Genomic DNA, 13,281 nt, shown 5'->3' with positions numbered 1-13,281 from the left:
CGCCTGCCGCTATCCTCTGCGACATAACAACAATGCCGCACCCGCCCCGAGGAGAACGCCCATGCCGAGACCGACACGCTGCGTCGCATCCATGACGCCCCGCGCTGCGATCGCCGCCACCGTCACCTTCCTTGCCCTCATTTCAGGAGTTCGCGCCGGCATGGCCGAGACCTTCGCCTATGTCGGCAATGCCGACAGCAACGACATCAGCGTGTTCAAGCTGGCCGAGAACGGCGAGATGACACCGGTGCAGACCGCCGCCTTCACCGGCGTCGAGAAGCCGGGCTCCTCGACGCCGCTCGCGATCACACCCGACCACCGCGTGCTGATTGCCGGCGTGCGCTCCCAGCCGTTCCAGGCGTTGAGCTTTGCGATCGACCCCAAGACGGGCCAGCTCAGCCCTATCGGCACCGGTCCGCTCGCCGACAGCATGGCGAACATCGCGACCGACCGCGGCGGCAAGGTCCTGTTCAGCGCCTCCTATGGCGGTAACAAGGTCGCGCTGAATCCGCTTTCCGCGAACGGCGTCGTGGGCGAGCCGAAGCAGGTGATCCCGACCGGGTTGAACGCGCACGCCATCCTGCCCTCGCCCGACAACCGCTTCGTGTTCGCGACCAATCTCGGCTCCGACCAGGTGCTGAGCTTCGCGTTCGACGCCACGGCGGGCACGCTGACGCCGAGCGATCCGCCAGCCTACAAGGTGCCGGAAAAATCAGGGCCGCGGCACTTCGTGTTCCACCCGGGCGGCAAGTTCGTCTATCTCATCCACGAGCTGAACGGCGACGTCGCGGCGTTCACCTATGAGGCCAAGAGCGGCGCATGGAACGAGATCCAGCGCACCACCGCACTGCCGGAAGGGTTTTCGGGGAAACCCTGGGCCGCCGACATCCACATCACCCCGGACGGGCGCTTCCTCTACGCCTCCGAGCGCACGACCAATACACTCACCGCCTACAAGGTCGACGCGGCCAGCGGCAAGCTGACCACGATCGGCAGCGTGCCGACCGAGAAGCAGCCGCGCGGCTTCAATATCGATCCGTCCAGCCGCTACCTCGCCGCGGTCGGCGAGCTGTCCGATGGCATGACGGTCTATGCCATCGACCAGGGCAGCGGCGCGCTCAGCAAGCTGAAATCCTATCCCACCGGCAAGAAGCCGAACTGGGTGGAGTTCCTGAGCCTGCCTTAGGGGACGGTAGCCGACCTAAGTAATCATCCGTAATTTCAAAGTCCGGGCCTTGTCATCATATGACGGGCATGGACCGTCATATTGTCTTCAAGTGCCCCCAGACCGGCATGAACGTACAGCATCGGCTTGGCGACGAGCCGGCCGACCGCACGCACGTGTCCGTGCCCTGCCCGGCCTGTACGCGCCTGCATCTGATCGACCGTTCCACCGGCAAGCTGCTCGGAGATCGCCGAAGCTGACCGGCAGCTCACAGATGGACCGTTGCATCCCATCTCGAACCACAAGCCGTGCGGCCACGGCGCCCGGCCCGGCGGCGAGCGAACCTGTTCTCCAATCCCGCGACTAATCAAAGACTTGCCGCGGCAGCCCGGGCGGCGCGGCATCCCGCTTTGGGACAACGCTGCCGTAGTCCGGGCCGCTGCCATCTGCTATCGATTGGAGGCATAGCCCCCGTGGAATTTCCGATGCGCCATTTGCCCCGTGCCGTTGTTCGAAGCCTGTTTCCCGCAGCCATCGCCGGAGTGCTCGTCTTCGGCCAATATCCGGCCGGAGCCGCCGATGACGACGCACCCAAGGGGCCGGCCGTCACGGTGCTGAAAGTCGCAAAATCCTGCTTCTCCGACATCGTCGAGGCCACCGGCACGATCATCGCGCGCGAGGAAACGTCCGTGCGGCCCGAACGTCCGGGCCTGAAGGTGACGGAAGTGCTCGCGGAAGCCGGCGAGACCACCACCGCCGGCCAGGTGCTGGCGCGCCTCGCGCTGCCCGAGGGCGGCACGCTTCAGGTCACGGCGCCGGTGGCGGGCGTGATCGCGACGTCGACCGCGAAGATCGGCAACCTCGCCTCGGCCAAGGGCGAGGCGCTGTTCACGATCGTGGCACGCAGCGAATACGATCTCGTCGGCCTGGTCGCGACCACCGATATTCGCAAGCTCGCAGTCAACCAGCAGGCGACCGTGCGGATCGCCGGCGCCGGCGACATCGACGGCAAGGTGCGCCGCATCGGGCCGACCGTCGAGCCGAACATCCAGCAGGGCATGGTCTATATCGGCATCTCCTCGCAGAAGCGGCTGCTACTGAATGCAAGCGGGCGCGCGCTGATCAAGACCGGGCAGAGCTGCAACGTCGCGGTGCCGCTGACCTCCGTGCAATATTCGTCCGCCGGCACCGTGGTGCAGGTGATCCGCCGCAACCGCGTCGAGACCAAGCGCGTCGAGATCGGTCTGATGTCGGGCGGCAATATCGAGGTTCGCGACGGCCTCAACGAAGGCGATGTCGTCGTCGCCCGCGCCGGCGCACTGTTGCGCGAAGGCGATCCCGTGCGCCCGGTGATGGCCGCGGAAGCGGCGAAGTAGGTTTTCGAGGAAACTCTTGTCCCGGACGCGCTGCAGCGTGCAACGCTGCTGCGCCGAGCCGGGACCCACATGCCATCGAGCGATAGGCTAAAAAAACTGGGCCCCGGCTCAGCGTCGCATCATTGCATGATGCGCCGCGTCCGGGGCACGAGAACTCGCAGAATTTAAGAAAACTAGCCGCCGGCTTCGCCGAAATGGACGTCTTCGAGCAGCGAGGAGGAGACGGTCGGGACCTGGTCGCCTTCGGAGGCGCGGGAGATGGCGATGCGGGTCTTGTTGAAGGCGCTTTCGGCGCTGCCCTGCGTCGTGAGGTTGCCGAGGAGCTCGCTGACCAGCACGCTGTGCTCGCCCTTGCCGTCGTCGACGACCTTGCCGGGCGAAGCGGAGGCGAGGATCAGCGCATTGTCGGGCGCGCTGATCGGCGCGAGGCCATGGCTGTAGGAACGGAAGCGGCGCTCGTAGGGATTACGGCGGGAGGCGTCGACGACGACGAGCTTGGCCTTGGCGCCCTGCTCCTTCATCATGTCGAGCACACCGTCGATGGAGACGCCCTGGCGGCGGACATCGCTTTCCTTCCAGATCACGGCGTCGACCGGCAGCATGTAGCTCTGACGGCCGGCCTGCACGCCGAAGCCGCCGAAGAACAGCATGACGACGGTGTCGCGCTTGATCCGGGACTTCAGGCGGTTGACGGCGCGGACCATGTCGTCCTTGGTCGCGTCTTCCACCATGTCGACGTCAAAACCGTTCTTGCGCAGGGTCGAGGACAGCGCGCGGGCGTCGTTGATCGACTGCGTCAGCGGCGCGCTGGCGTCGGGATAATGTCCATTGCCGATGACGAGCGCGAGCCGGGAGGTCTGGCCGATCGAGCCGGTGACCTGGTCGGTCGTAACCGCCTTGGCGGCATCGAGCGCGCGCATGTTGAGGGCAGCATGGGCACCGATCACGAGCGAGACCGTCCCGATGAGGGCTGCGGCCACCGCAATCGTGCGTCGGGAAATGTCGAGCTGCCTTACATTCATCTCGCTTCATTCCTGTCAGTGCCAAAGATCAGCCCAGCGCGCGCACACATGTTGAGTAGCGCGATAGCGTCTTTAGGTTTGAGGGATTGGCCGGGGAGTGCCCCCGAATTGCGCGCAATTTGCGGCGCCGCACCAAACAAACCTTTAACGGCATATAGTGTGCCCGGCAATAGATTGCCCAAAATTTGAGCTAAGTCGCTGAAGATATTAGTTAATTACCCGGCCTGGATTTCTCCTGTTTTTGCGTTCCCGTAGCCTTCCGGGGCCTGATCATGCAGCCCTCGTGCCGGTTTTTTCCGTGACCGCTATCACATTTGTATTTCCTGCGAATCCGGGTAGCTTTTTCAAAGACTTGCAGGGGGTGGTGCGCGGATGGGAACGCACCGGCCGGCCCCCGACCAGGGGCCCCGCGACCAGGTATTTCATGAGCTTTCATTATTTTGCCGGCGCCGCCTGCCGGGCGCTGACGGCGCGGAAGGACGGCCCCTCGCTTTACGACGTCTGCGATCCTGTGCTGGCGGGCGCAGCCAGCGGCGATCCGCATCTGGCCAAATTCTACAAGACCGCGCTCGGCAATCCCGCGCTGCGGGTGCTGCTCCGCCGTGCCGGCCTGCCCGAGCTGCGGCACGAAGGGAAGTTGACCCGCCTGCGCGAGGCGCTGGTGCGCGCCCGCGACGAGGCCGAGCCGGACTGGGCGGCGATCGGCCAGCCCGTGGCCGATCTCGTCGACAGCATCACGCTCGACCATCCCCGGCCGCCACCGGCGCTGTTCGTCGCCGCCATGCCGCAAGCTTCACAGATCGACGGCATGATCCGCGACTGTGCGCAGCATCTGCTCGGCTCGTACCGCAAGAACGGTTTCCTGCCGACCTACGCCGCCTTCAACCTGATCGGCGACCCTGATTTCCGCGGACGCGAGCTGGCCATGGCGCTCACGGGGTTGAACGCACGCGGCTACAAGAACTCCTCGCTGCTGTTCAACCTCGCCCGTGTCTTCATCGCGCGCTCGCCGGCGCGCGCCGTGGTCAATCCGCCCTGGACCGGCATTGCCGAGCCGATGTGGGAGCCGATGCAGATCCGCCACCGCTCGGCCTATTACGACGCGTTCTTCATCGAGGCGCTGCTGAGCTTCGTCGAGACCGGGCTCGCTTCGCCGGCCGACAAGACGGCAGCCGAGCGGGCGATCGCCGACATGGTCGATTTCTGCGTCAACATCAGCCGCGAGGAGGTCGAGGGCACCGACGGCGCGCGCTTCAACGTCATCACCGCGCTCGCGCCCGCGCCTCATCCGCGCTTTTCGCGCTTCTTCGCCCAGATCAAGCAGGATCTCGGCTTCGGCGTCTACGTGCCGGATTGCGACACCACGGCCTGCTCGATCTCAGCGGCGACGCAGGCCGGCTGCACCGATCCGATCATCGACCAGCCGCTGCTGGATTTCTACAACGGTTACCAGGTGCGCGCCGGCGTCAACGAACCGCGCGTGACCGTGCCGATCAACGCCAACATCGACTATGAGGGCGGGGTCGCGACCTGGATCGACAATCTCAAGGGAGAGCGGCCCTACGGCAACGATCTCGATCCGACGCTCAATCTCGACATTCTCGAGGTCAGCTTCCGCAACCTGGCGCGCTGGAAGGTCCTGGAGACGCCGGCGCGGCTGGCGACCGTGCATCGCATCATCGGCTTCCAGAAGCGGCTGGCGTCAAGCGGCGCCTTCGCCAATCCGCGCTCGCACATCTATTACCTGCCGGAACTCTACAGCGCCTATTTCGGCCGCTGCTATGCCGCCTTCCTGGCGCTGCCGCTGGCGGCGCAGGCGGCGATCGATCCGGACGGCGACTTCGATTTCATCCGCCACCGCGTGCTCTCCTACGTCAAGGGCGAGCTGATGGCGGCGGAGATGAACGTGTTCGACGCGGCACTCGCCTTGATCGCGCTCGGCCATCTCGGCGCCGACCCGCGCGCCTTCGCACCGGCGCTGAACGTCATCGTCGCGAGCCTCGGCGAAGGCGGCCGCCGCGGCCCGTTCCGCGCCTATGAATGGAACAAGATGAAGACGCCGACGCGGATCCTGGTCGGTGGCCCCGAGGTGACGTCGGCGTTCGTGCTGATGGGGCTGGCGGTGGCCCGCAGGCGAATGGTGAATGGCGAGTAGCGATTGGGGCTCATTGCATCCCTATTCGCCATTCCCCACTCGCTATTCGTTCCCGGATGACGGGAAGTTGAAAGCTCAATCGTTAGGCATATGCTGGCCGGGCGGCCAAAAGCCGACCACAATTGCGGGGTCTATCGCGATTTTCCTGAACACGCGGACCGGCATGTTGCGAAAATTCCTGATTGCGCTGTCTTTGCTCGCCCCGTCGCTGGCGCAGGCCGCCGACATCACCGGCACGGCGAAGGTCCGCGACGGCGATTCCGTCGTGATCGGCAACACCCGGATCCGACTCGGCGGCATCGACGCGCCGTCGTCCGACCAGCTCTGCCTCAACACCAAGGGCGAGCGCTGGACCTGCGGCGTCGCCGCCCGCGACGAGCTCGCCAAATACACCGAGGGCAAGAGCTGGGCCTGCCATACCCGGGCGATCGACCGGCGCGGCCGCACCGTGGCGCGCTGCGACGTCGGCGGCGAGGACATCCAGAAATGGCTGGTGCGCAGCGGCTGGGCGCTGTCCTACACCCGCGTTTCGCACGATTACGACGCCGACGAGGCTGCCGCGCGTGAGGCCAAGGCCGGGATGTGGCAGGGCGCCTTCATTGCGCCCTGGGACTGGCGCGTGCGCAACAAGAAGACGACGATATTGGGCGCCACCAAGCCGCCCGACGGGGCGCACTCGGTGCTGCTTGCCTCGGCCTCGGGGCCGGTCGCACCCTCGCCCGACTGCACCATCAAGGGCAACGTCAACACCGCCGGCGAGTGCATCTATCACCAGCCGACCAGCCGCTGGTACACCCAGATCAAGATGAAGATCAGCAAGGGCACCCGCTGGTTCTGCTCGGTCGAGGAGGCGGAAGCCGCCGGTTGCCGGGAGACCAAACGATAACCCAGCCCTGCATTTTGCGTGCTTTTCTTGCATCGCAGCAGCGCGTAAAAGTGTGAATCAGCGACCCACCAGCCTGTTCTCAAGCAACAAGGACCAACAGCAATGACCGTTCGCGCGGGCCGGGAGTTTCTGGCCATCCCCGGGCCCACCACGATGCCTGACGAGGTGCTTCGGGCGATGCATCGTCCGGCGATCGACATCTACTCCAAGCAGATGCACGATCTGACCGAGAGCCTGCTCGGCGACATCTCGAAGCTGTTTGCGACCAAGGGCAAGTCCTACATCTACATCGCCAACGGGCACGGCGCCTGGGAAGCGGCGCTGAGCAACGTGCTGTCGCGCGGCGACAAGGTGCTGGTGCTGGAGAGCGGACGCTTCGCAATCGGCTGGGGCAATGCGGCAGCCCTGATGGGTGCCGAGGTCGAGGTGCTCAAGGGCGACTGGCGCCGCGCGGTGCGGCCGCACGAGGTCGAGGAGCGCCTGCGCCGCGACAAGGAGCACACCATCAAGGCCGTCGTCGTCGTCCAGGTCGACACCGCCTCGGGCGTGCAGAACGACATCGAGGCGATCGGCAAGGCGATCAAGGCCAGCGGGCACCCCGCGCTGTACATGGTCGACACCGTGGCCTCGCTCGGCTGCATGCCGTTCGAGATGGACAAATGGGGTATCGACGTCGCGATGTCCGGCTCGCAGAAGGGCCTGATGACGCCGCCCGGCCTCGGCTTCGTCGCCGCCAACGCGCGCGCGCTCGAAGTGCACAAGAAGGCGAACATGTCGACGCCCTATTGGAGCTGGAGTGAGCGCGAGGGCACCGAGAACTATCGCAAATATGCCGGCACCGCGCCGGTGCATCTGCTGTTCGCGCTGCGCCAGGCCATCGACATGTTGCACGAGGAAGGGCTGGAGAACGCCTTCCGCCGCCACAGCCTGCTGGGCGAAGCCGCGCGGCGCGCCGTCTCGGCCTGGTCGGAAGGCCAGGTGCTCGGCTTCAACGTCGCCGAAGCCAGCGAGCGCTCCAACACCGTGACCACGGTGACCATGAGCAACGGCCACGATCCTGCAGTGCTGCAACGCTATTGCAAGGAGAAGTGCGGCGTCGTGCTCGGCACCGGCATCGGCGATCTCTCCGGACAAGCCTTCCGTATCGCCCATATGGGCCATGTCAACGCACCGATGCTGCTCGGCACGTTAGGTGTGATCGAGATCGGGTTGAATGCGCTGAATATCCCGCATGGCAAGGGCGGGCTGGAAGCTGCGGTTTCGTATCTCGGCGAAGAGGTGGCGGCGTAGTCGCCGCCACTGTCGTCCCGGCGAAGGCCGGGACCCATACCGCGTGATCTATCAGTGACGCACGGTGTGCGTACCACGAGAAGATTCTTTAACTACGAGTCTTCGCCAAATTCCTCCCTGGGGTTATGGGTCCCGGCCCCCCGTGCGCAATTGCGCAACTAGGCCGGCACGACAGCGGGGTTTTTTGGCTACTGCTGAGCATCACAGCTGCAGTCTTGTAGCCCGGGTGAGCGAAGCGACACTCGGGATCTGCGCGAGGTCCCGCATATCGCTTCGCTCATGCGGGCTACGGCCGCGGCACCCGATACGCCTCGACCTGGGCCTTCAGCTCCTCCAGCGACGCCAGCGGCGCCTTCGGATCGACGCGGTATTCCCCGCTCGCCAGCCACTTCAGTACGATTGCATCGATGACAGGCGAATGGTGGATGACGTCGCCGTAATTGTTGAGGTCGTGGGTGACTTCCTTGATCGCGCGGAAATCGTGGAGGCGCACGTTGGGAAGCTGCGTCAGGCGCTGCGCGATGAGGGCCGTGAGATCGGTGACGATCTTCAGCGTTGCCGGTGAGGCATCGCGCATCGCGACGAATTGCAGGATCGAATAAGGCGGGAAGTAGATGTCGAAGGTCACGTCCGGATGGCGCGTGATCAGGTCGGCGGCGTCGCGCTCGAAATGCCTGATCATTGCGTCATAGCCGTAGCCCTCGCCGAGAAAGCTGCTGCGCACGGGATCGGTGATGTAGGCGAAGGCGGCGCGTGTCCTCTCGGCGTTGTAGGCGCGCGCGACGTCGAAATCCCGTGGCAGCGCGTAGATGTCGTCGACGTCGAACAGCGCGAACTTGACGGGGAGAAACGGCGCCGCACGGGTCAGCGGCTCCCGCAGCGGCGGAATCGACCGCAGCAGCGCGAACAGGGATTCCTTCGCCATGGCGGCGTTGAACAGATAGGCCGCGATCCCTTTGGCCGTCCTCCGGTAGAGATCGACGGACAGATAGGGATCGGCCTCGATGCCGGCCGCATCGACAAAGCTGAAATCGTCCATCGCCCAGATCACGCGCCGGGCGCCGCGATCGATCGCCTGCTCCAGCACGAAGCCCTGCTGGCGCGAGTTGGATCCGGTCATCGCCAGCTTGAGCGAACGGACGCCGAGCGCGCGGTCGATGTCGCTCTGGCGGAAATGGATCGCGAGCGAAGTGCCGATGAAGGCGGTGTCGAACGACTGGCTGCGGATCAGCCCGGCATTCTGCACGCGCGTGTCGTCGGAATAGAACGGCGCGATGAGGCGCGACGGGCGGAACAGTTGCAGGGGATCGACGGCAAAAGTCAGCGCCGCTGCGCCCAGCACGCACGCGACGCTCGCAAGGATAAGACGCTTTGGACTGGCGAATGATCCCTGCATCAGAACCTGAAATAGATGAATTCGCTGTGGCTCTGGATGCCCAAGATCCCGAACGCGAGCACGAGCGACGCAACATAGAGGACCAGCGGCCGCATACGCCCCGCCCGCAAGCTCTCGCCGACCCTGCGATTGCCGTGATCGTAGCCCATGATTGCTTGCGTGTTCGGCGCCAGCCACACCAGCACCGCATAGAACGTGACCTGCACCAGGGCCGCGATCTCCTCGCGGCCGAGGACGATGTTCAAGGGATCAGTCATGGCACTGGTGATCCGCAACGCCCAATCGACCCGCTCGGCGCGGAAGAACACCCAGGCGACGACGACGGCCAGGAAGGTCAGCACGGCCCCAAGGATGCGGACCGGGCGCGCAAGAGGCGACGGGATGGCCGGCACCAGCGCGTTGAAGGCGTGATTGATGCAGAGATAGGCGCCGTGCAGCGCGCCCCACACCACGAACGTCCAGGCCGCGCCGTGCCAGAGCCCGCCGAGCAGCATCGTGATCATCAAATTGACGTAACGCAGCGCGCGGCCGCGGCGGTTGCCGCCGAGCGGAATGTAGAGATAGTCGCGCAAAAATTGCGACAGCGTCATGTGCCAGCGGCGCCAGAACTCGACGATGCTCGCAGCCTTGTACGGCGAGTTGAAGTTGACGGGCAGAAAGATGCCGAACATCAGGGATATCCCGATCGCCATGTCGGAATAGCCGGAGAAGTCGAAATAGAGCTGGAACGTGTAGGCGAGCGCACCGAGCCAGGCCTGGTCGAAGCTCGGCGAGCGCGCGTCGAAGGCCAGCGCGACCAGGGGCTGGATGCCGTCGGCAAGGCAGGTCTTCTTGAACAGGCCGATGGCGAAGATGATGATTCCGCACAGGATCAGATGCGCGTGCGGATGCTTGGACTCCTCCCGCTCGAATTGCGGGATCATGTCCTTGTGGTGGAGGATCGGCCCCGCGATCAGATGCGGGAAATAGGTCACGAACAGCGCATAGTGCGGCAGCGCGTAGGCCGCGACCTGGCCGCGAAAGGCATCGACCAGGAACGCGATCTGGGTGAAGGTGTAGAAGGAGATGCCGACCGGCAGCAGGATGTGGACCGCGACATGCGTGCCGAGCAGAGCATTGAGATTGTCGGCGGCAAAGCCCGCATATTTGAAGATGCCGAGCACGAGAAGGTCGCCGGCGACACCAAGGGCAAGCGCGGCCCGGCGCTGCATTGGCGCGAGCTCCGCCGCGATCAGGAGGTAGCCGATGCCGTAGTTGAAGGCGATCGACGCCAGCAACAGCGCGACAAACTGCCAATTGCCGATGGCATAGAAGGCGAGCGAGGCGGCCGCCAGCCAGATCACCGGGGTCAGATTGCTGCGCCGCCCGAGCCAGAAGTACCCGGCCAGCACGGCCGGCAGGAACAGCAGGATGAACGGGTAGGAATTGAACAGCATCAGGCTGGACCGGCGGCGGGGACATGGCCACTAAAGGACTTGGCCCCTAAAGCATACAAGGGGCCGATCAACAACCCGGCGCCTTGGCGCAGTCCTTGGCGCAGTCCCGCTGGCAATTCATGCGCTCGTCGCCATATGATGCGCGACCCGCCGCCGTCTACGGCCGTCATTGCCGGGCTTGCCCCGGCAATCCATCGCTCAAGAAATCCTCTTTGATGGATGCGCGGGTCAAGCCCGCGCATGACGAGATGGGTTCCGGTGAGACGCAATGAGGATCGAGTGACCCAGACCAAGACACCTTCCCAGCCCCCCGTCGCCCCGCGCCGGCCGCACAGCTTCACCCGGCACGGGATCAACGTGACCGACGACTATGCCTGGCTGAAGGACGAAAAATGGCAGGAGGTGCTGCGCGACCCCAAGGTGCTCGATCCCGACATCCGCAAATATCTGGATGAAGAGAACGTCTACACCGAGAGCCTGCTCGGCCATACCGCGGCCCTCCAGAAGACGCTGGTGCGCGAGATGCGCGGGCGGATCAAGGAGGACGATTCCAGCGTGCCGTCGCCGGATGGCCAGTTCGCCTATTTCCGCAGGTTTCGCGAGGGCGGGCAGCACGAGCTGTTCGGCCGCATGCCACGCGAGGGCGGCAACGAGCATATCGTGCTCGACGGCGACGCGCTGGCAAAAGACCACAAATATTTCAAGTTCGGCGGCAGCCGGCATTCTTACGATCACAAGCTGCAAGCCTGGAGCGCGGACACCAAGGGCTCGGAATATTTTTCGATCCGCGTGCGCGACTGGGCGACGGGGAAGGATTTTGACGACGTCGTCGAGGAGACCGACGGCGGTATCGTCTGGAGCAAGGACGCGAAAAGCTTCTTCTATGTGAAGCTCGACGACAATCACCGCCCGATGCAGGTGTGGCGGCACCGGCTGGGGACGAAGCAGGCCGACGATACCCTCGTCTATGAGGAGCAGGATTCCGGCTGGTTCACCCATCTGCATGAGAGCACCAGCGGCCGCTTCTGCGTGATCGCCGGCGGCGATCACGAGACCTCCGAGCAACGGCTGATCGATCTCGAAAGCCCCGATACGCCGCCGCGGCTGGTCGCGGCGCGCGAGGAAGGCGTGCAATATTCGCTCGCCGATCGCGGCGATCAGCTCTTCATCCTCACCAATGCCGATGACGCCATCGACTTCAAGATCGTCACCGCGCCGCTTAGCTCGCCCGAGCGCAAGAACTGGCGCGACCTGATTCCGTATCGTCCGGGCATCTACATCATCGACCTCGATCTCTATGCCGGCCATCTGGTGCGGCTGGAGCGCGCCAATGCGCTGCCGGCGATCGTGATCCGCGATCTCGCTTCGGACGAGGAGCACGCCATCGCCTTCGACGAAGCCGCCTATTCGCTCGATACGATGGGGTCCTACGAATTCGAGACGACGAATTTGCGCTTCTCTTATTCGTCGATGACGACGCCGTCGGAGGTCTATGACTACGATATGGCGAAGCGGACGCGCACGCTGCGCAAGCGCCAGGAGATCCCGTCCGGGCACAACGCGGCCGACTACGTCACCACCCGCATCATGGCGAAGGCACATGATGGCGCCGAAGTGCCGGTTTCGATCCTCTATCGCCGCGGGCTCGAGCTCGACGGCTCGGCGCCGCTCTTGCTCTACGGCTACGGCTCCTATGGCATGGCGATGCCGGCTTCGTTCAGCGCCAACCGCCTGTCGCTGGTCGATCGCGGCTTCGTCTACGCCATCGCCCATATCCGCGGCGGCGCCGACAAGGGCTGGGGCTGGTATCTCGACGGCAAGCGCGAGAAGAAGACCAACAGCTTCGACGACTTCTCGGCCAGCGCCCGCGCGCTGATCGACGCGAAGTACACCAGCGCAAAGCGCATCGTCGGCCATGGCGGCTCGGCCGGCGGCATGCTGATGGGCGCAGTGGCGAACCGCGCCGGCGAGCTGTTCGCCGGCATCGTCGCCGAAGTGCCGTTCGTGGACGTGCTCAACACCATGCTCGACGACACGCTGCCGCTGACGCCGCCGGAATGGCCGGAATGGGGCAACCCGATCGAGAGCGAGAAGGATTTTCGCACCATCCTGTCCTACTCGCCCTACGACAACGTTGCGGCGAAGGACTATCCGGCGATCCTGGCCATGGGCGGATTGACCGATCCGCGCGTCACCTATTGGGAGCCCGCCAAATGGATCGCGCGCCTGCGTGCCACCATGCGCGGCGGCGGCCCGGTGCTGCTGCGCACCAACATGGGCGCCGGCCACGGCGGCGCCTCGGGGCGCTTCGATCGTCTCGACGAAGTCGCGATCGTCTATGCGTTCGCGCTGTGGGCGGCGGGGATGACGGAGGCCGGAGTGTAGTTGTAGCCCGGATGGAGCGTAGCGTAATCCGGGCTACGGGCTAGCGGCTGCTTCGCTCGATACCTCCACATCGTCGTCCTGGCGAAAGCCCACAGGCGCTAAAATAGTTGCATTGCTTGATAGCGCCGTTTTCGTCTTGGTGGCTCGCGTAGATGCCGTCGGAGCGTGGA

General features: G+C 64.8%; 10 protein-coding genes. 7 read left to right on the top strand and 3 right to left on the bottom strand.

What is annotated here, in order from left to right:
- Nucleotides 1–61 precede the first annotated feature (61 nt).
- From XI09_RS17810 to XI09_RS17800, 3 genes are all read left to right on the top strand, one after another.
- On the top strand, nt 62–1,186 hold the full coding sequence (locus XI09_RS17810) for a lactonase family protein (protein ID WP_271567983.1): 1,125 nt from the start codon (nt 62–64) through the stop codon (nt 1,184–1,186).
- A gap of 107 nt (nt 1,187–1,293) precedes the next feature.
- Complete coding sequence (locus tag XI09_RS17805) at nt 1,294–1,425, top strand: hypothetical protein (protein ID WP_271568013.1); 132 nt, start codon at nt 1,294–1,296, stop codon at nt 1,423–1,425.
- Nucleotides 1,426–1,650: 225 nt separating this feature from the next.
- The gene (locus tag XI09_RS17800) at nt 1,651–2,541 is read left to right on the top strand and encodes an efflux RND transporter periplasmic adaptor subunit (protein ID WP_271567982.1); all 891 of its coding nucleotides are present in this window, start codon (nt 1,651–1,653) and stop codon (nt 2,539–2,541) included.
- A gap of 173 nt (nt 2,542–2,714) precedes the next feature.
- On the opposite strand, the gene XI09_RS17795 is transcribed toward XI09_RS17800, so the two are convergent.
- Complete coding sequence (locus tag XI09_RS17795; protein WP_271567981.1) at nt 2,715–3,563, bottom strand: caspase family protein; 849 nt, start codon at nt 3,561–3,563, stop codon at nt 2,715–2,717.
- A 424-nt stretch (nt 3,564–3,987) separates the two neighbouring features.
- Here XI09_RS17795 and XI09_RS17790 point away from each other — a divergent pair, with 424 nt between their 5' ends.
- The 3 genes from XI09_RS17790 to XI09_RS17780 all read left to right on the top strand — a co-directional run bounded on the left by XI09_RS17790 (nt 3,988) and on the right by XI09_RS17780 (nt 7,894).
- Entirely contained in the window at nt 3,988–5,718 is a 1,731-nt protein-coding gene (locus XI09_RS17790) for a hypothetical protein (RefSeq protein WP_271567980.1), read from the top strand.
- 163 nt (nt 5,719–5,881) lie between these two features.
- Complete coding sequence (locus XI09_RS17785) at nt 5,882–6,604, top strand: thermonuclease family protein (RefSeq protein ID WP_271567979.1); 723 nt, start codon at nt 5,882–5,884, stop codon at nt 6,602–6,604.
- Nucleotides 6,605–6,706: 102 nt separating this feature from the next.
- Nucleotides 6,707–7,894 carry a pyridoxal-phosphate-dependent aminotransferase family protein gene (locus XI09_RS17780; RefSeq protein ID WP_271567978.1) on the top strand — a complete coding sequence of 396 codons (1,188 nt, stop codon included), beginning with the start codon at nt 6,707–6,709 and terminating at the stop codon, nt 7,892–7,894.
- A 286-nt stretch (nt 7,895–8,180) separates the two neighbouring features.
- Here the strand turns inward: XI09_RS17780 and XI09_RS17775 are convergent, their stop codons facing one another.
- Nucleotides 8,181–9,290: a hypothetical protein gene (locus XI09_RS17775; RefSeq protein ID WP_271567977.1), complete on the bottom strand. Its 1,110-nt coding sequence runs from the start codon at nt 9,288–9,290 to the stop codon at nt 8,181–8,183.
- Complete coding sequence (locus tag XI09_RS17770; protein WP_271567976.1) at nt 9,290–10,726, bottom strand: MBOAT family O-acyltransferase; 1,437 nt, start codon at nt 10,724–10,726, stop codon at nt 9,290–9,292. Before XI09_RS17770 ends, XI09_RS17775 begins: the two co-directional genes overlap by 1 nt.
- A gap of 279 nt (nt 10,727–11,005) precedes the next feature.
- On the opposite strand from XI09_RS17770, the gene XI09_RS17765 reads away from it, so the two are divergent.
- The gene (locus XI09_RS17765) at nt 11,006–13,111 is read left to right on the top strand and encodes a S9 family peptidase (RefSeq protein ID WP_271567975.1); all 2,106 of its coding nucleotides are present in this window, start codon (nt 11,006–11,008) and stop codon (nt 13,109–13,111) included.
- Nucleotides 13,112–13,281: the final 170 nt, after the last annotated feature.

It is taken from the genome of Bradyrhizobium sp. CCBAU 11386, from assembly GCF_028128955.1.
Lineage (GTDB): Bacteria > Pseudomonadota > Alphaproteobacteria > Rhizobiales > Xanthobacteraceae > Bradyrhizobium.
The sequence above is the reverse complement of the archived record's forward strand: the minus strand, read 5'-3'. Positions and strand labels throughout refer to the sequence as shown.